Genomic DNA, 18043 nt, shown 5'->3' on the forward strand with positions numbered 1-18043 from the left:
GTTTATCCCTCTTTTCCAATCACTGCTTCCAGCTGCTGAAATAGCTGGAATATTTCTTGTCTTTTTCTTTTAAGCATTGCTTTATTCACAATCATGCGGGCAGATATCGAACAAATATCTTCAAAAATTTCTAATCCATTCTCCTTCAATGTTGTACCTGTTTCAACAATGTCGACAATCGCATCGGCTAGTCCTAATACTGGAGCTATTTCTACAGATCCTTCTATTTTAATGATTTCAACATCTTCACCTTTTGAACGAAAATGATTCGAGGCAATGACTGGATACTTAGTCGCAATTCTTTTTCTTTTATGATCATAGGGTTGATAATCAGCAGTTGAGGCTACAGAAAATTTGCATTTTCCAATAGCCAAATCCAGCATTTCATAGCAGCCGGACGGGTGCTCAAGCAAGACATCCTTTCCAACCACGCCAAGGTCAGCAACACCATGCCTCACATAGGTTCCGACATCTACAGCCTTTACAAGGAGAAAGGTTAACGAACCATCTGGACTGTTAAAAACCAGCTTTCTCTGTTTCTGCTGCATAAAGGATACATCAATACCCGCTTCGTCAAAAAGTGTTAGTGTCTGCTGCTCCAATCGGCCTTTTGTTAGGGCAATTGTTAAGTTACTCATCTTCTGCATCACCTATCCTCACTCTGGTTTGCTTTTTATCCTTGATAAGAATCAGCTCTTCGTAGTGCCACATTTTTCCATAGCTCAGCGCCTCTTCCCAAGTATCGAATAAAGACAGCTCTGCATCTGGTTCTTTTTTTACCAGCTCCTCAGCCATAGTGAAATCTTCCGAATCTGCATGAATTAAGATTCTTGGCTGCTTCAATTCTGCCAGAATGCCCAGCCGATATTGCAGAGCCGCCAATGTATCCAAATTTATTCCTAAACCCACCGCCGGAATTCGATCATGGCCAAACTGCTCAACCAGATGATCATAACGTCCGCCTCTTAGAAAGGCATCTGGAATCATATCCGCGAATCCATTAAATAATATGCCTGTGTAGTAATCCATCAAAGCAACTGAGCCTAAATCAACCGTCACTTCAATCCCAAGATTTTTCTGAATCAACTGTGCCATATGCTTAATTTCCAGAATTATTTCTCTAATGATTGTATCCGCCGGCAATAGCCTCTGTGCCTCAGTAAATACTTCTTCGCTATTTCCAAATAGCCTAGGCAGTCTTTGAATAAAATCGTTCAGTTCGCTAGGATGCTGCTGGATAAACTCTTTTAAACCGCTTAAATTTTTATTGTTTAGTAATTCCTTTAATGTTCTTTTTTCTTCAATATTTAATTTTAGAAACGAAGCAGTTTCTCTAAAGATTCCGGCATGTCCTAATTCAAAATGGAAATTAGGAATTTGTAACGTATTCAGAATATCGACTGCACAGGCAATACATTCTAATTCAGCTTTTGAAGAAGCAAAGCCGATTAACTCAATTCCAGCCTGCGTCAGTTCATTTTGCTCGCCAGACATTTCATCGCTAAAGCGAAATACCTTACCGCTGTAAGAAAGCTTCAAAGGCGGATGAATACCTGCAGTTGCAGCAACTCTTCCAATCGGCATAGTCATATCCGGACGTAATACCAGCAGGCGCCCCTGTTTGTCAAAAAAGCGATAGAGCAGCCCTTCTCCATCATCAGCCTGAAAAACATCTTCAAACTCAATCAGTGGCGTTTCTATACGTTGATACCCTCTCCTCTGAACAATTTGATTCAACTGCTGCTCTAGCTGATATGCACCATTTGCTTCCCGAAACAACCGGTCTTTAGTGCCTGACGGGAGACTTCTATTCCATTTCACAGCACCCACATCCTTTCTATTCTTACTGTATACAAAAAGTCCTCTTGGCAAATAAGCCAAGAGGACGAGAAGTTTTTTTCACGTGGTTCCACCTCAGATTCATTTCTGCTTCACAGCAGAAACCTCTGTTAGTCAAGTGACTAAAAGCGATAACGGGCAATCCCCGATTTTTCCTACATTGATTCAGAAAAATAATTTACAGGCGTGTTCAATAGTAAACAACTATTTCCTCTCACCGACCGGAAACTCTCTAAAGTCATTGATACTATCTACTATTCTGATCATCATTTTTTCATCATATTCTCATTTATTTCTAAAAACTTTACCATGAATCATAACGATAGTCAATAGGCTACAAGTGAAAACCATAATAATAAAAACCTTTATTGTCCCTCTAGAAAACAGCATAGAAATACTTATAACAGAATGGAAACAAAAATATTGAGCTTTGAGAAATGAGTTGAGAGCCATAAAATTGAAAAGTAGTTTACGAAAGCTGCTTTTCATTTATCAGTACAAACCACTTCTATAGTTGACTCCTACTTGATCTTATTCTTGACTATCTTCTATTCTCTGTCAGTTTTTTACTGAGCTTGTGCAATTAACGACCGCAATGTTTTATCCACATTTTCAGCAGCCAGACGACCTTCACGAATCGCCCAGATAACCAGACTCTGGCCGCGTTTGGCATCACCGGCGACATAAACTCGTTCATTATTTGTTGTATAGTCATCATAAACTTCATTTATATTGAACTGATCTAACAGACTTTTTTCAGGTCCGGTGAATCCCATTGCCAGCAGAACTAAATCCGCCTTTAATGTCTTTTCCGTTCCAGCAATGGGCTGAAATGCCTGATCAACTTCTACTGTTTCCAAACCGATAACCTGTCCTCTTTCTGCACCAATAAAGGCAGTTGTAGAGGTCTGATAGAGAGTCAAAGCTTCTTTCTGAACCGCTTCGGCTTCTTCCTGTCCGTAGCCCTTCTTATCCACAAAAGGATATTCAGGCCAAGGATTTGCTTCGGTTCTGTCATGGGGCATCCTAGGAGTAATTTCAAGCTGCTTAACAGAAGCGCAGCCTTGCCGAATCGCAGAGCCAATACAGTCATTTCCTGTATCGCCGCCGCCAATAACAATCACATGCTTCCCTTCCAGTTTTTTGCTGTTTGCTTCGGTACCATGTTTCAGAACATCTTTTGTTGCCTCTGTTAAATAATCAACAGCAAATTGTACTCCTTGAAACTCTCGGCCTGCTACCTTTAAATCTCTCGGTACACTGGCGCCAGTTGCTACAATCACGCGGTCAAAGATTTGGTACAGGGCTTCAACTGAAAGGTCTACCCCAATTTCTGTATTTCCTATGAAGGCAATCCCCACCTCTTTCATCACATCAATTCGACGCTGAACGACCTTCTTATCCAGTTTCATATTGGGAATACCATACATCAGCAAGCCGCCAAAGCGGTCTGAGCGTTCATAAATAGTTACTTCATGTCCTAACTGATTTAAACGCCATGCTGCGGATAGCCCAGCAGGTCCACTGCCGATAACAGCAATTTTGAAGCCTGTTTTTTCTTTCGGCAATCCAGTAGGTTTGACCCAATCATTTTCAAAGGCTGTATCAATGATAAACCGTTCATTATCATGAATGGCTACACCAGAACCATTCAACGCTTCTGTACAAGACTTTTCACAGGGAGCTGGACAAACCCGGCCAGTCATTTCCGGAATGGGATTTGTTCTACTTAGACGTTCCCAGGCTTTCTTGTATTCTCCACGGTAAACCAAATCATTCCATTCAGGAATTAAATTATCATTAGGGCAACCGGAAACCGCACGTTTGCCGCCATAGAAAACACCTGTATGACAAAAAGGAATACCGCAATTCATACATCGTGCTGCCTGCTCCTGCCGTTCATCTTCCGGCAGCGGAACTTGTAGTTCTTCCCAATCATTGATTCGTTCGGCAACAGGCCGATAAGGGTTTTCTTTACGAGAATATTTTAAAAATCCAAATGGATCAGCCATCCTAATCACGCTCCTTTACAGTGGGTTTTGGCGGAGCTGTCTGAGCGCCAACAACTGCTTCAAATGCTGTCTTCAGCAGCTCATCTCCAGATAATCCCTCATTACGGAATTTTTCAGTAACATTAACCATTTCATGGTATTCTTTTGGATACACTTTAACAAAATGCTTTCGTTCAGTTTCCCAGTCATTCAGAATAGTCTGTGCTTTTTCAGACTCCGTATACTCATTGTGCTTTTCTATCAGCTCTTTCAATATACTATCGTCCCCTGATTCATCCAGCTGGAATAATTCAATCATTTCCATATTACATTTTCCTGCAAACTGCTGCTCTGGATCATAAACATAAGCTACACCACCAGACATCCCTGCACCAAAGTTACGGCCAGTCTGTCCAAGGATAACGGCTACACCACCAGTCATATATTCACAGCCATGATCCCCTACACCTTCAACGACAACCTTGGCTCCACTGTTTCTAACACAGAAGCGTTCGCCGCCTGTTCCTCTGAAATAGGCTTCTCCGCGGTTGGCGCCAAAGCATGCTACATTTCCGACAATCGGTGAATGCTCAGCCTGATAACCAGCATCCTCCGGAGGTACGATAATCAGCCGTCCGCCGCTTAAACCCTTGCCTACATAATCATTAGCCTCTCCCGTCAGTTTCAGCACCATGCCCTGAGTGATAAATGCACCAAAGCTCTGACCGGCAATGCCTTTATAATGATACGTAATTAGCCCAGGCTCCAGCTCATAATTACCAAAACGCTCTGCAATCCAGCCGCCCATTCGAGCTCCTACGGTTCGATTGACGTTGTTGATTGTCTCTTCCACATATTTTTTTTGATTATTTTTGATTGCTGCTCCTGCAAAAGCATCCAGCTCTTTCCACTGGCGTTTTTCCTGAAATGGATCTTCGCATTTTCTTTCAATTCCCATTGTATTTCCGAGAATTCTTGAAAAATCTAAAGATTTAGCTTTGCCTTTCGCTACGAATTTTGGCTTTAATATTTCTGTGTGGCCAATCATTTCATCAATCGTGCGAAAGCCTAGTTCTGCCATCAGTTCCCGCAGATCCTCAGCAATAAACATCATCCCATTAATCACATGCTCCGGTTTGCCGGCAAAAAACTTCCGTAATGCCGGATTTTGAGTAGCAACGCCTACCGGACATGTATTGAGGCTGCAGACACGCATCATCACACAGCCAACTGCTACCAGTGCTAATGAAGCAAAGCTATATTCCTCAGCACCCAATAAAGCAGCAACTGCCACATCGCGTCCGGTCATCAGCTTACCGTCTGTTTCTAATGTCATCCGCTGACGCAGCTCATTTAACGACAAGGTCTGATGTGCTTCCGCAAGTCCCATCTCCCATGGCAGTCCAGCATCTCTGACAGAATTTCTTGGTGAAGCTCCTGTACCACCGTCATAGCCTGAAATAACAACTACATCTGCTCCTGCCTTTACTACTCCTGTAGCAATCGTTCCCACACCTGTACTGGAAACCAATTTTACATTAATTCGAGCATACGGATTTATCGCTTTCAAATCATAAATAAGCTGAGCCAAATCCTCGATTGAATAGATATCATGATGAGGCGGCGGTGATATCAGCCGCACACCAGGTGTCGAACCGCGAATTTCTGCTACCCATGGAAATACCTTATTTCCCGGCAGCTGTCCGCCTTCTCCAGGTTTTGCACCTTGAGCAATCTTAATTTGAAGCTCTTCGGCACTCATTAGGTATTCGGCATTCACTCCAAAACGACCTGAAGCAACCTGCTTAATTTTACTATTTAAATTTACACCATTTGCTTTTGCTTTAAACCTATTACGGTTTTCACCGCCTTCACCGCTATTTGATTTTGCCCCAATTCGGTTCATGGCTTCAGCAATACACTCATGAGCTTCCTGACTCAAGGAGCCATAGCTCATCGCCCCCACTTTAAATCGTTTCACAATTGTTTCCGCTGGCTCAACCTCTGATAGCTTTACTGGGGCACGATCACTTGTAAACGTCCACATTGACCGCAGGGTAGTTGGTGTGTCTATCTCCTCTTGATTAAGCTGTGCTGCATATTTTTTATATAAACTGTAATCCCCCAAGCGTACTGCTTGTTGAAAATTATAGATGGTTTGAGGATTGAACAAATGATGCTCTCCGTCTGCCTTGTATTGAAAACTGCCTCCTGAAGGAAGAAAATCCTGTTCTTTTTCTCCGTATGCAGCTTCATAGCGAGCCAGATATTCCTTTTCAATCTGATTCAGAGACAAGCCGCCTATTCGGGTAACTGTTCCTGTGAAAAATTGACTGATAACATCTTCAGACAAGCCTACAGCTTCAAAAAGCTGCGCACCATGATACCCCGAAACTGTGGAAATCCCCATCCGGGACATGACTTTAACAATTCCTTTTTCTGCTGCCTGCCGGTATTTTTCAATTTTATCAGTTAAGTGATAGTCCTTTAGCGTTTCATAAGTTCCGTAAGGATGAATAGCACTTGCTCCGTAGCCAATCAGCATAGCATAGTGATGAACCTCTGCTACTTCAGCAGAATCAGCGATTATTGATGCTAGCCCTCTTTTTCCTTGTTCTACAAGATAGTTGTGCAGACCAGAAACCGCCAGCAGAATCGGAATGGCCAGCTTTCCTTTCCCCCATTCTCTATCAGACAAAATAATGATTGTAGCACCATTATCTATTTTTTCCTCGACTTCTTTAAACATTGTCTCCAATGCCCGCTGTATACGATTGGGAACTTCTGGAGCTAAAGAGTAATTGATGGATTGAACCATACTTTTTTGACCTCGGCTATCCAATGTTTGAATTTTCAGGAAATCAGTTGTAGACAGAACCGGACTTTCAATCTTCAGCTTGTTACAATTTTCTTTATGATCAACCAGAAGATTTCCATCTCGTCCTAAGAACATTTCTGTTCCAATAACTAGTTTTTCCCGAATTGCATCAATAGGCGGATTGGTCACTTGAGCAAACTGCTGTTTGAAGTAGGTGAACAACGACTGAGGCTTCTCGCTTAAGACTGCAAGGGGAGAATCATAGCCCATAGAAATAACGGGTTCTTCTCCATTTTCAGCCATCGGTAGAATCGTCATCCGGATAATTTCATCGGTATAGCCATTGAGCTTCCACAAGCGATTCAACTCTTTTTCCGACAGCGGTTTGAAAACCTCTTCACTTTCAGTCAGCTGTTCGATTGTCAGCTGCTGTTCGTCAAGCCATTCCCGGTAAGGATGCTTTCCTGCATACCGTTCCTTAATTTCATCATTACGATAAAACTTTCCAGCAATAGTATCCACTAGAATCATATTGGCTGGTCCGAGAACCCCTTTTTCAATAACTCTTGAAGGCTCAAGATCAACAACCCCTGATTCAGAGGCTACGACAATATAATTATCTTTTGTAATCGAGTATCGGGAAGGCCGCAGACCATTTCTGTCAAGTGCTGCCCCCACCATTTCTCCATCCGTAAAACACAGTGCTGCTGGTCCATCCCATGGTGCTGTGAAACTGGAGTTATATTCATAAAAGGCAGCAATTTCTTCTTTCAAATTTGCTTCTTTTGACCACGCCTCTGGAATCATCATCATCAGAGCATGAGGAATATCCCGGCCATTTCGGTACAAGTGTTCCATACAGTTTTCTAATTTTGCAGAATCTGAATTTTCCGAATTATAAACATCAATGTGGTGGCTGTGCATCCAGTTCTCTGCACCTCTTAAAGTGTTGATTTCACCATTATGAGCTAAGAATCTAAAAGGCTGTGCCCGGTCCCAGCTTGGAAATGTATTGGTAGAAAATCGGGAATGAATAAGGGCGATGCTGCTTTCCAGCGTTTTATCCTGTAAATCTGGATAAAACAAACGCACCTGATAGGCATGAAGCATTCCCTTATAAACAATTGTTTTTGAAGAAAGGCTGCAGATTGCCAGTTCGTCAGATGAATAGATTTTTTCCAGCTCTCTGCGAAGTAGGAAAAGACGGTCCTCAAATTCTCTTCCTGTTTTAACGTCAATAGGTTTTTCAATGAAAATCTGAACAATGCCCGGCATAACTTTTTGAGCACCCGGACCACAGTATTCGAAGGCAAAGGGAACATCCCGCTCCCAAACAACACGATAACCAGCAGCTGTAATTTCATGTTTCAATGACTGCAGCAGTTCATGCTTTTCTGTTTCCTCCTGCGGAAGAAACAACATACCTACTCCGTATTCCTGTCTATCCGGCAGTGTAATTTGTTCAGCAGCTGCTTTCTTTTGAAAGAAGGTATCCGGCATAGCCATTAAAATTCCGGCACCATCTCCTGTATCAGGCTCTGCACCTGTACCGCCCCGATGATTCATGCGCTCCAGCATCGTCAGAGCATTGTCAATTAGCTGATGGGAAGCAATTCCATCGATTTGTGCAATGAAGCCCATTCCACAAGCATCTTTTTCAAAAGCAGGATCATACATCAAGCGCTTCTTTTCCATGGCATTTTTTCCCATTCACATCATCCCTTTTAAATAGTTTGAAAATTCTAATTTTTTCCTAATAGTTTAACCGTTTCTTTTTGATTTTACAATAGTATAGTGAAAATTTCAGAAAAAATAACGCTAGTAACCTTATTAATTCAATGAATTTTTGAAAAGAGAAGAACTTTTCCTGAACTTTTCAAGATTAATATCTTATTAAATGGTCAAAAAGAAGCTTTTCTGATAAACTGTTTTTGATGGTTCCTGAGAAAGGATGAAAAATATGACACCAAATCGAGAAGATTATTTAAAACTTATCTTCGAATTAGGCGGAGATGAAAATAAAATCAACAATAAACATATTGTTTCCGGCTTAAATGTATCAGCTGCCTCTGTCAGTGAAATGATTTCCAAGCTTGTAAAAGAAGGTTTGGTTCATCACTCACCTTATCAGGGGGTACAGCTGACAGAGCTTGGTCTGACAAAAGCCAGTACTCTCATTCGAAAACATCGTTTGTGGGAGGTTTTTCTGGTTGAACACCTAAATTATTCATGGAACGAAGTCCATGATGATGCTGAAGTTTTAGAACACGTGACTTCAAAAACTTTGGCTGATCGCTTATCTGATTACTTGAATCATCCAAAATTTTGTCCTCATGGAGGCGTAATTCCTGAAGCAGGTCAGCCGGTACATGAAGCGAAGCATCAGACACTCACTGATTATCCTGTGGGCACCCATATCCAAATTGCCCGGGTTCTTGATGAAAAAGAGCTGTTGGACTATTTAGTCTCTATCAATTTAAATATCCACGAAGAATATAGGATTGACGAAATTGCAGCATACGAAGGTCCAATCACTATTAGTAATTCAGACAAAACGCTGGTTGTCAGCTATAAAGCAGCCAGTACAATTTTTGTTGATCCATTATAGAAAGGGAGGAACATAATGAACGAGAATGTCGCACTGTTTACAATATTTGGAGGGACGGGAGATCTTGCCAAAAGAAAGCTGTACCCTTCTCTTTTTCGACTCTATAAAAAAGGAAATCTTGGTGAACATTTTGCAGTTATTGGTACCGCCCGCCGAGAATGGTCTGATGAATATTACCGGGACATCGTTCGGGAAACAATCGAAGCTCTAGAGCCAACAAAAGAAGAAGCAGATGCTTTCGCCAGTCATTTTTATTACCAATCCCACAATGTGAACGATACAGAGCATTATGATACATTGAAGCGTTTATCCGATGAACTGGATCAGAAATATCAGCTGGAAGGCAATCGTATCTATTATTTAGCAATGGCGCCGCAGTTTTTCGGAACAATCGTCAAACATCTGAAATCACAAAAAATCTTAACCGAAAACGGCTTTGACCGTCTAATTATTGAGAAGCCTTTTGGTACAGATTATGAAACTGCCTATAAATTAAACGAAGAAATTCGTGCGGTCTTTCCTGAAAAAGATATTTTTCGGATTGACCACTATCTCGGCAAAGAAATGATTCAAAATATTTCCGCTATCCGCTTTGCCAATAATATTTTTGAAGCTCAGTGGAACAACCGCTATATTGATAATGTTCAAATTACTTTTGCAGAAAGCTTGGGTGTGGAAGACCGCGGCGGCTATTATGAAGACAGCGGTGCTCTGAAGGATATGGTTCAAAACCATATTTTACAAGTCCTTGCGCTACTTGCAATGGAACCTCCCGTTACCTTTTCCGAAGCAGAAATACGTGCTGAAAAGGTTAAAGCTCTGAAAGCAATCCGACTTTATAATGAAGAAGAGGCTTTAAAAAACTTTGTCCGCGGGCAATATGGACCTGGCAGCCTTGACGATCAGGACTTTGCCGGCTATCGGGAAGAACCGAATGTTGGAGAAACCTCTCAGACTGAAACCTTCGCAGCTGGAAAATTCTATATCGATAACTTCCGTTGGTCTGGCGTTCCTTTCTACATTCGAACTGGAAAACGGCTGACTGAAAAGGGTACCCGCATAAACATTGTCTTCAAGCAAGTACCTATTAATGTGTTTAAGGATGATATTGAACACTGCGAAGAAAAGAACGACCTACCACCAAATGTTTTAACAATTTATATTCAGCCAACCGAAGGCTTCTCAATGACGCTAAATGGAAAGGAAATCGGCCAAGGATTCAAAACTGATCCAGTTAAGCTTGATTTTCGTCATAGCGCTGAGGTAACCGGCAATAGCCCTGAAGCATATGAGAAACTTTTATTAGACGGTTTAAATGGAGATGGAACGAATTTTTCACATTGGGATGAAGTAGCACAGTCATGGAAGATTGTGGATATAATTCGCCAAGCTTGGGATAAAACAGCTGTTGACTTCCCAAATTATTCAGCTGGAACAATGGGACCAAAATCAGCCTTTGACCTATTGAAAGCGGACGGCTTCCAATGGATTTGGGAACCGGATATCTGGTATCGCGAGCGTGGAAAATTAGAGTAAGTAAATAACACGGGGATGGGACAGAATGATGTGCGCCCTTAAAGCTGTTTTCCTATTCAACTTTTGCTTCAACTGTAAATTGTACTAGCGATACAAAAAACTAAATAAGAGTAAAGAACTTGAAATAAAAAACAGAGAATTTCTGATTTTATTTCAAGTTCTATTTTTTAGTTTTTAGACACGTCCTAATAAACTAAGTATTGGAAAAATATCTGTGGTATTTGCCAAGCAATGAACAATAATTCCCAGCTTCAAGGAATGTTTCTTTGAAACGGTATAATAGAGCGGCAGCAGACCGATAATCCGGGTAATAATCAGCCATGGGGACCAGAAATGATAGCAGGCAAACAGTACAGTGTTCAAGACTATGCCTCGATTTCCCAGCCATTTCATCCGATTCAGAAGAAATCCTCTAAAATAAAACTCTTCAATTATTGGATACAATACTGCAAAAACAAAGATATAAACAAACAGTACAGCAATAATTACTGGTTTTGAGTAACCTGTCAATAATTGATTCAATTGAAATTCAGCTGGCATAAAATTGAAAATGGTATCTAGAAGCAAACTGCTTAAGGGTTTAAAGATAGTGAAGCAAATTCCCAAAAACATAAATAATCCTACTCCGTAGACTATCAGTTTTTTATTTCGTTTCTCCGTGCGAAAGCCCATAATCTTAAGAAAATTCCAGCTGCCAGTCTCTTTTTTAGACTGATAGCAAAGGTATCCTCCTTCCCATCCGATAATTCCAATAATACCAGCAGTCGCAAGTATAAACACATTGGGCATTCCTCTTAAAAGACCTGAGCGAATCAGCAGTAGCTGACACAGAACTGTCAGAAGTCCTGGAAAAAGATGCAGGAAAATTAAGTGTCCAATATTTTTTAGTTGTTGATTATCATTCATTTTTATCCTCTCCAATCTTATAATTCAACCTTAAACTATGGGACAGTCCTAAGGTCAAGAAAATTTTTTAAGAATGGTAAGGAACGTATATTTCTAAATAAGATTTAGTTTTATTGTTTTCATTTGCCAGAAGCAAGAGTCCAATAATTGCTTTCCCAATAGGTCGTAAGCCATTATCTGCCATATACTTCTGCGTCTTACTAAAAATCTGAGCCATCACATCCAACTGTTCTCCTCCATCTTCGATAATTGTGTACACACAATCGTTAAAAGAAAGAATATCCACTGTATCTGTGTGCTCAGCAAGCTTCGTAATCAGCATTTGAGAGTCGGTTACACCTGTATCATCAAAGGAAAGAAAACGCTTTAGCTGTGTAAGCTTTGCTCTTTCCTCAGCCACTTCACGAACAATTGAAAATTCTTCATAGGCACGAAAATCAGAAAATGTTCCAACTATTTTCTGAGCTGGAAATTTTTTAATCGAATAGCGATGTAAGTGCTGCTTTATATCCACCAGCTTTTGCTGGATTTTTTCAATCTGTCTTTGTGAGGCTCTTAAGTTCTCAATTTCAGCTGCTAATTTCTTTTGCTTTTCTTCTAAGATAAATCCAAGCTCCTCTAAGTCTGTTTGACTATTAATTTGTGTAATTGTCTTAAAATCAAGATCGAGAGAACGATAGAAATCAATTGCCAGAATTTTATCAATATCTTCCGATGTGTATTCCCGATAAAGATTTTCCCGATTTTGAGATGGAACAAATACTTTTTTCTTCTCATAATAACGCAGCTGATCCTTTGAAATTCCAAGAAAAGCAGCTACTTGTCCGATAGAGTAGATTCCGATCACTTCCTTTTTATAAAAAAGGAACTGTGCCATTAGTCACACGACTATGTCACAGTTCCTTAAATTTGAACAAACACTTTTTTGAAAGAGTATTTCAACCATTATGCTTTTACTCTAAATTAGTTACCATTATTTGTAGCTATACGCTACAAGTAAAGATTTTCTCTCAGTAGACTTAAGCTTATAATTATCCTTCAAAACCTTCTGCAACAGCTTCTTCATAGTTTTCTTCTACAATTTTGGCACAACGTCCGCACAGTGTCGGTAGTTTTTCATCTGTACCAACATCTGTTCTAACAGACCGGCAGCGTTCACAGGTTTCTCCTGCTGCTGCTTCCACAGCCACACGCATATCGTCAAAGACAACAGCAGTTTCAGGAGCTACAGCTGTAGCTTCCGCAATTTCAAATTCAGAAACAATCAGCAGCTGTGCTACATTTGCATCTACCGCAGTCAGAAGCTGACGTACCTGTTCATTCGGATAAACCGTTACCTTGGCTTCTAATGATTTACCAATCAGCTTAGAATTTCGTGCTTCTTCCAGAGCTTTCAGAACTTCATCTCTAAAGTCCATAAAGGCAGCCCAGACATCCATCAATTCATCTTGATTAGAAAATTCTTCGTAGCCAGGGAATTCAGCTAATTGCACATACTCTTCCTCTTCTTTTAAGAAGCTCCAGATTTCTTCCGAAGTATGAGGGATGATTGGCGTTAATAATTTAGTCAGCGCAACAGCTGTTTGATAGAAAACAGTCTGCATACAACGTCGTTGATAATCATTTTCTGCTTCAATGTAAACAACATCTTTGGCAAAGTCTAAATAGAACGCAGATAGATCAACTGTTAGGAAATTCATAACAGAACGGTAGATTTGCATAAAGTTGTATTTTTCATAACCTTTTTCACGGATTTCTTTGATTACCTGATTTAAGCGAACCGTCATATATTTATCTACTGAACGAAGATCTTCAAAAGAAACACTATGTTCAGCTGGATCAAAATCACTGGTATTAGCTAACAGAAAGCGCATAGTATTACGAATTTTACGATAAACTTCTGAAACCTGATTTAAGATATCCATTGACACCCGCACATCTGATTCAGTATCTACACTGCTCACCCAAAGACGCAGAATATCTGCACCCATCTGCTTGATTACTTTCTCAGGTAAAATTGTATTGCCAAGAGATTTACTCATCTTGCGTCCTTCACCATCCAGGGTAAATCCTTGAGAAAGAACGGCTTTATAAGGTGCAACACCATTAATTGCTACACTTGTTGTAATACTTGAATTAAACCAGCCACGGTACTGATCAGAGCCTTCAAGATACATATCTGCCGGGAAGCTTAGCTCTGGGCGCTGACGCAATACAGCCTCATGAGATGAACCAGAATCAAACCAAACATCCATAATATCTGTTTCTTTGGTAAAGGTTCCATTTGGGGAGCCTTCATGCGTAAAGCCTTCTGGAAGTAAATCTGCTGCTTCTTTTTCATACCAAATATTTGAACCGTGCTCAGCAAACAAATTAGCTACGTGTTCAATCGTTTCTGGTGTAATAATTGCTTCTCCGTTTTCAGCATAAAAGATTGGAAGCGGAACACCCCAAGCACGCTGACGGGAGATAACCCAATCACCACGATCACGAATCATATTATAAAGACGTGTTTTCCCCCATGGAATAATCCAGTCTACTTTTTCAACTTCATCAAGAATGTCCTGACGGAATTTATCGATTGAAGCAAACCATTGCGGAGTAGCTCTGTAAATAACTGGTTTTTTAGTACGCCAGTCATGAGGATAGCTATGAGTGAAGAAGTCCAGCTTCAATAATGCATCCTTCTCGTCTAGCAGTGCTGTAATCATCGGATTTGCTTTATCATAGAAAACTCCTTCAAATCCTGGTGCTTCTTCTGTAAATACACCGCGGCTGTCAACAGGTGATAAAACATCAAGATTATATTTTTTACTGACAATATAGTCATCTTCACCATGCCCTGGTGCAGTATGAACTAAACCTGTACCAGCTTCCAATGTAACGTGGTCGCCTAGCATAACCAATGAAGTACGGTCATAAAATGGATGCTGAGCAGTCATATATTCCATGTCTTTTCCATCAATAGTATCAACAATTTCAATTTCATCCCAGCCGATAGCTTCTTTCACTTGCTCTACTAAATCTTTAGCTACGACATATTTTTTTCCATAGGCTTTAACTACAGCATATTTATAATCCGCGTTTACAGAAATACCCAGATTTGCAGGCAACGTCCATGGAGTTGTCGTCCAGATGACTAATGAAGTATCTGTATCAAGCAGGCCTTTTCCATCTACAATTTTAAATGCTACATAAATTGAAGCAGATTTAACATCTTTGTATTCAATTTCGGCTTCCGCTAAGGATGATTCGCTGGACGGAGACCAATAGATTGGCTTCAAGCCTTTATAAATATAGCCTTTTTCTGCCATCTTTCCGAACACACGGATTTCTGCTGCTTCATAGGTAGGCTCTAATGTGATATAAGGATGATCCCAGTCGCCGCCAATTCCAAGACGCTTAAAATCAGCCCGTTGTGTATCTACCTGTGAACGTGCATATTCTTCACATTTTTTCCGATATTCTGCTAAAGACATTTCTTTTCTTTTAATTCCTTTATTAGTCAGAACTTGTTCAATCGGCAAACCATGTGTGTCCCATCCGGGAACATATGGAGAACGGTAACCAGACATTGATTTAGAACGAACAATGATGTCCTTGCTGATTTTATTTAACGCATGACCCAGGTGAATATTTCCATTTGCATACGGTGGTCCATCATGAAGAATAAATGTTGGTTTTCCCTCGTTCAGTTGTTGTCTTTTTTCATAAATTTCTTTTTCTTCCCAATCCTTCTGCCAATCAACTTCTCTGTTTGGCAAATTGCCGCGCATTGGAAAAGCTGTTTTTCCAAGCTGTAGGGTATCTTTCATTTTCATCTTTACTTCCTCACTTTCAAATGTATTACTGCTGTCTATATGTAAAAATTTATCTCTTTAGGGCGTATCTGAAAGCTTCAATCAAATCTAGAGCTTTCAGATACGTCCTAGTAAGAAGTATAAAATTTTATAAATGACTTCAATTATCGGTTCACTACTCAATCGTTTAGGTAACAGCTGCTAAGGCTAGCCTAGCAGAATGAACACAATAACTTTTTTTAACCGCCTACTGCTGTTCATCATCAATTCACTTCGTTCATTGTGATTCTTACAGAGGTTACTACGCTCTGGTCGTCGCCTACTGCTGTTCATCATCAATTCACTTCGTTCATTGTGATTCTTACAGAGGTTACTACGCTCCAATCGTCGCCTACTGCTGTTCATCATCAATTCACTTCGTTCATTGTGATTCACAGCAAAAAGCACCTTCATCCCAAGGGACGAAAGTGCTCGCGTTACCACCCAAATTTAGAACTGTCTCTTATGACAAAAACTTAAAACAGTTCCCTCTGTTGATTGGTAACGGAATCAGCCGTCAAGCTTTACTTTATATTCAAACTTGAAAACAAATAGAGGATCTTTCCGGCAACAGGGTCTGCTAATCTTGCACTGTCATTAGCTCGCTGTAAAGATTGTGTACCAGCTTTTCTGTTCTATTTTTATTCGTTCAATTATTCGTCTATAGATGGTGTACTATTCAGAAAATCCATTGAACCTGCTAACTGCTCATTCAACTTCTTTGCATCTTCCAGAGATTCAATATGTGTGTTCACTTCCGGCATAGCTGCGCCAGTAGACCCAACAGCTTCCTCTTGAGGTTCCTCAGTTAATTCTTTAGATAACACTTCCTGAATTACTGAGTGGCTATCACTAACATAGCTTGAGAATGGCTTCAATAATTCATTCCATTCTTCACTCTTAACTTGCTCTAATTGAGATTCCAGCATTAAGGTTAAGCGCTGATGGAATACTCTGGATTTTTTCTTCAAGTCGTCAGTTTCAGCAGCAAGCTGTCTTGCTCGATCTGTTGCTTCAGTTAAAATTTCTGATGCTTTATCTTCCGCAGCAGTAATCAGCGCATTGGAACGTCGCTCTGCATTCACAACCATTTCATTTGCTGTATTTTCAGCAGATGTAACAATGACTTCTGATTCTTTTGTAGCGCTGGATTTTACTTTATCAGCCGTATCCTGGGCTACAATGATCGACTGGTTCAAGGCATCTTTAAGTTCATTGAAATACTGCAGTTTTTCCTCTGCATGCTTCAGTGATTTTTCCAATTCACGGACTTTTTGCAGAGAATCTTCATAATCCTTAGTGACTTGATCTAAAAAATCATCAACTTCATCTTGATTATACCCTCTCATTTTAGTTGAGAAAACTTTATTTTGAATATCTAACGGGGTTAACGCCATGATTCTTCACCTCATCCATTTATTTTCGTAGTACTCCCAATAACAAACGATATTTATCTTTTTTAGTTTTTCCCTCTAACTCCTGTATCTGTATTCTACCAAATCCTCTTACAGATATAATATCCAACAACTCTAAAGGAAAATCCGGCCGCAAATTTTCAGACCAGTTGATTTTGACCTTTCCAGATTCTATCAGCTGTTTCGAACGCTGTCTTGAAATATTATACACTGTAGAAATCAAATTATCCAGACGCAAAGAGCTGACTGTTGTTTTCTCAGTCATCCATTCGTCCTTTGGAGTAATGATTTCCGTATAATTTTTTTCTTCTAAACGTACAGCTATTTTCCCGATTTTTTCAATCTGTGCAGTGACAAAATTCATCATCTCATCTGCAATGAATAGTTGCCATCTTTCTCCATCAGAAATAATATCACCAAAATACTCACGTTTAATCCCCGTACTCACTAGTGTACCTAATATTTTTCCATGAGATAATGACGCAAATTTCGTTGGATAAACAATTTCAAATAGATTGATTTTAAAATCTTCTGTCGCTGGCTCATAGTACTCTGGAAAAATCAAACATCTTTTCCTTTCAGCCTGCTCATATCCGCCATAAAAACGAAAAGATAAATCACTGTCTTGACGAATCAAGGTCTCCAAAATATATGCTTGCCTTGGATCTAAAAATTCTGTCAGATAAGGCGCATATTGATCTTCTACTCTCTCAAGCCAATCCCCTACTGAATCAATAAAAGGATGCTCATCTTTTCGGAAATGCTGATACACATTTTCATTCACAAGATAAACCACCCTTCTCGATTAACGTATAAGAGACCAAACCAGCATATTCAAACCGCCGCTGGCTAAATTTAAAACAATAATAGCAATCATAATATTGAAACTAATCATCCCAATATTCAGATTTAACCGATCAAACAAACTTAGATATGGTTCACATATCCTAGAAAGCAACCGCCCCAAAAAGGAATCATACGCTCCCGGAAACCATGAAAGTAATGCATAAATAACAAGTAAACCGGAGTAGATTTGAACTCCCTTATTAATGTAATATAAAATCTGAACAATCGCGATAATAATGATTACC

The 18043-nt window shown here is 40.0% G+C and carries 12 protein-coding genes and 1 other annotated feature; of the genes, 2 read left to right on the forward strand and 10 right to left on the reverse strand.

The genetic code is table 11. The annotated features are described in order from the left end of the window. Window positions 1-2 precede the first annotated feature (2 nt). The 4 genes from hisG to gltB form a co-directional block, all read right to left on the reverse strand. The gene (gene hisG, locus ACYSNQ_RS00935) at window positions 3-638 is read right to left on the reverse strand and encodes an ATP phosphoribosyltransferase (protein ID WP_426081151.1); all 636 of its coding nucleotides are present in this window, start codon (window positions 636-638) and stop codon (window positions 3-5) included. Continuing rightward, window positions 631-1821, reverse strand: coding sequence for an ATP phosphoribosyltransferase regulatory subunit (hisZ, locus tag ACYSNQ_RS00940; protein ID WP_426080892.1), 1191 nt, complete (start codon window positions 1819-1821; stop codon window positions 631-633). Before hisZ ends, hisG begins: the two co-directional genes overlap by 8 nt. A gap of 57 nt (window positions 1822-1878) precedes the next feature. Then, window positions 1879-2115 (reverse strand) — a binding site (T-box leader). A 290-nt stretch (window positions 2116-2405) separates the two neighbouring features. Then, window positions 2406-3851, reverse strand: coding sequence for a glutamate synthase subunit beta (locus ACYSNQ_RS00945; RefSeq protein ID WP_426080893.1), 1446 nt, complete (start codon window positions 3849-3851; stop codon window positions 2406-2408). Window position 3852: 1 nt separating this feature from the next. After that, complete coding sequence (gene gltB, locus ACYSNQ_RS00950; protein ID WP_426080894.1) at window positions 3853-8358, reverse strand: glutamate synthase large subunit; 4506 nt, start codon at window positions 8356-8358, stop codon at window positions 3853-3855. 250 nt (window positions 8359-8608) lie between these two features. On the opposite strand from gltB, the gene efaR reads away from it, so the two are divergent. Together efaR and zwf are read left to right on the forward strand one after the other, a co-directional pair. Then, complete coding sequence (efaR, locus tag ACYSNQ_RS00955; protein ID WP_426080895.1) at window positions 8609-9256, forward strand: transcriptional regulator EfaR; 648 nt, start codon at window positions 8609-8611, stop codon at window positions 9254-9256. Window positions 9257-9271: 15 nt separating this feature from the next. Beyond that, entirely contained in the window at window positions 9272-10792 is a 1521-nt protein-coding gene (zwf, locus tag ACYSNQ_RS00960; RefSeq protein ID WP_426080896.1) for a glucose-6-phosphate dehydrogenase, read from the forward strand. Between the two features lie 174 nt (window positions 10793-10966). Here the strand turns inward: zwf and ACYSNQ_RS00965 are convergent, their stop codons facing one another. The 6 genes from ACYSNQ_RS00965 to ACYSNQ_RS00990 all read right to left on the reverse strand — a co-directional run bounded on the left by ACYSNQ_RS00965 (window position 10967) and on the right by ACYSNQ_RS00990 (window position 18030). Continuing rightward, window positions 10967-11698 (reverse strand): CPBP family intramembrane glutamic endopeptidase, encoded by a 732-nt coding sequence (locus tag ACYSNQ_RS00965; protein ID WP_426080897.1) that lies wholly within the window; start codon window positions 11696-11698, stop codon window positions 10967-10969. Between the two features lie 67 nt (window positions 11699-11765). Further along, on the reverse strand, window positions 11766-12575 hold the full coding sequence (locus tag ACYSNQ_RS00970) for a MerR family transcriptional regulator (RefSeq protein ID WP_426080898.1): 810 nt from the start codon (window positions 12573-12575) through the stop codon (window positions 11766-11768). A 154-nt stretch (window positions 12576-12729) separates the two neighbouring features. Continuing rightward, a complete protein-coding gene (gene ileS, locus ACYSNQ_RS00975) occupies window positions 12730-15519 on the reverse strand; it encodes an isoleucine--tRNA ligase (protein ID WP_426080899.1) in 2790 nt (929 codons plus the stop codon). A 671-nt stretch (window positions 15520-16190) separates the two neighbouring features. Next, the gene (locus ACYSNQ_RS00980; protein ID WP_426080900.1) at window positions 16191-16934 is read right to left on the reverse strand and encodes a DivIVA domain-containing protein; all 744 of its coding nucleotides are present in this window, start codon (window positions 16932-16934) and stop codon (window positions 16191-16193) included. Between the two features lie 19 nt (window positions 16935-16953). Beyond that, window positions 16954-17736 carry a YlmH family RNA-binding protein gene (locus tag ACYSNQ_RS00985; protein WP_426080901.1) on the reverse strand — a complete coding sequence of 261 codons (783 nt, stop codon included), beginning with the start codon at window positions 17734-17736 and terminating at the stop codon, window positions 16954-16956. A gap of 21 nt (window positions 17737-17757) precedes the next feature. After that, window positions 17758-18030, reverse strand: coding sequence for a YggT family protein (locus ACYSNQ_RS00990; protein WP_426081152.1), 273 nt, complete (start codon window positions 18028-18030; stop codon window positions 17758-17760). Between the last annotated feature and the right edge of the window lie 13 nt (window positions 18031-18043).

It is taken from the genome of Enterococcus sp. LJL51 (genome assembly GCF_054871795.1).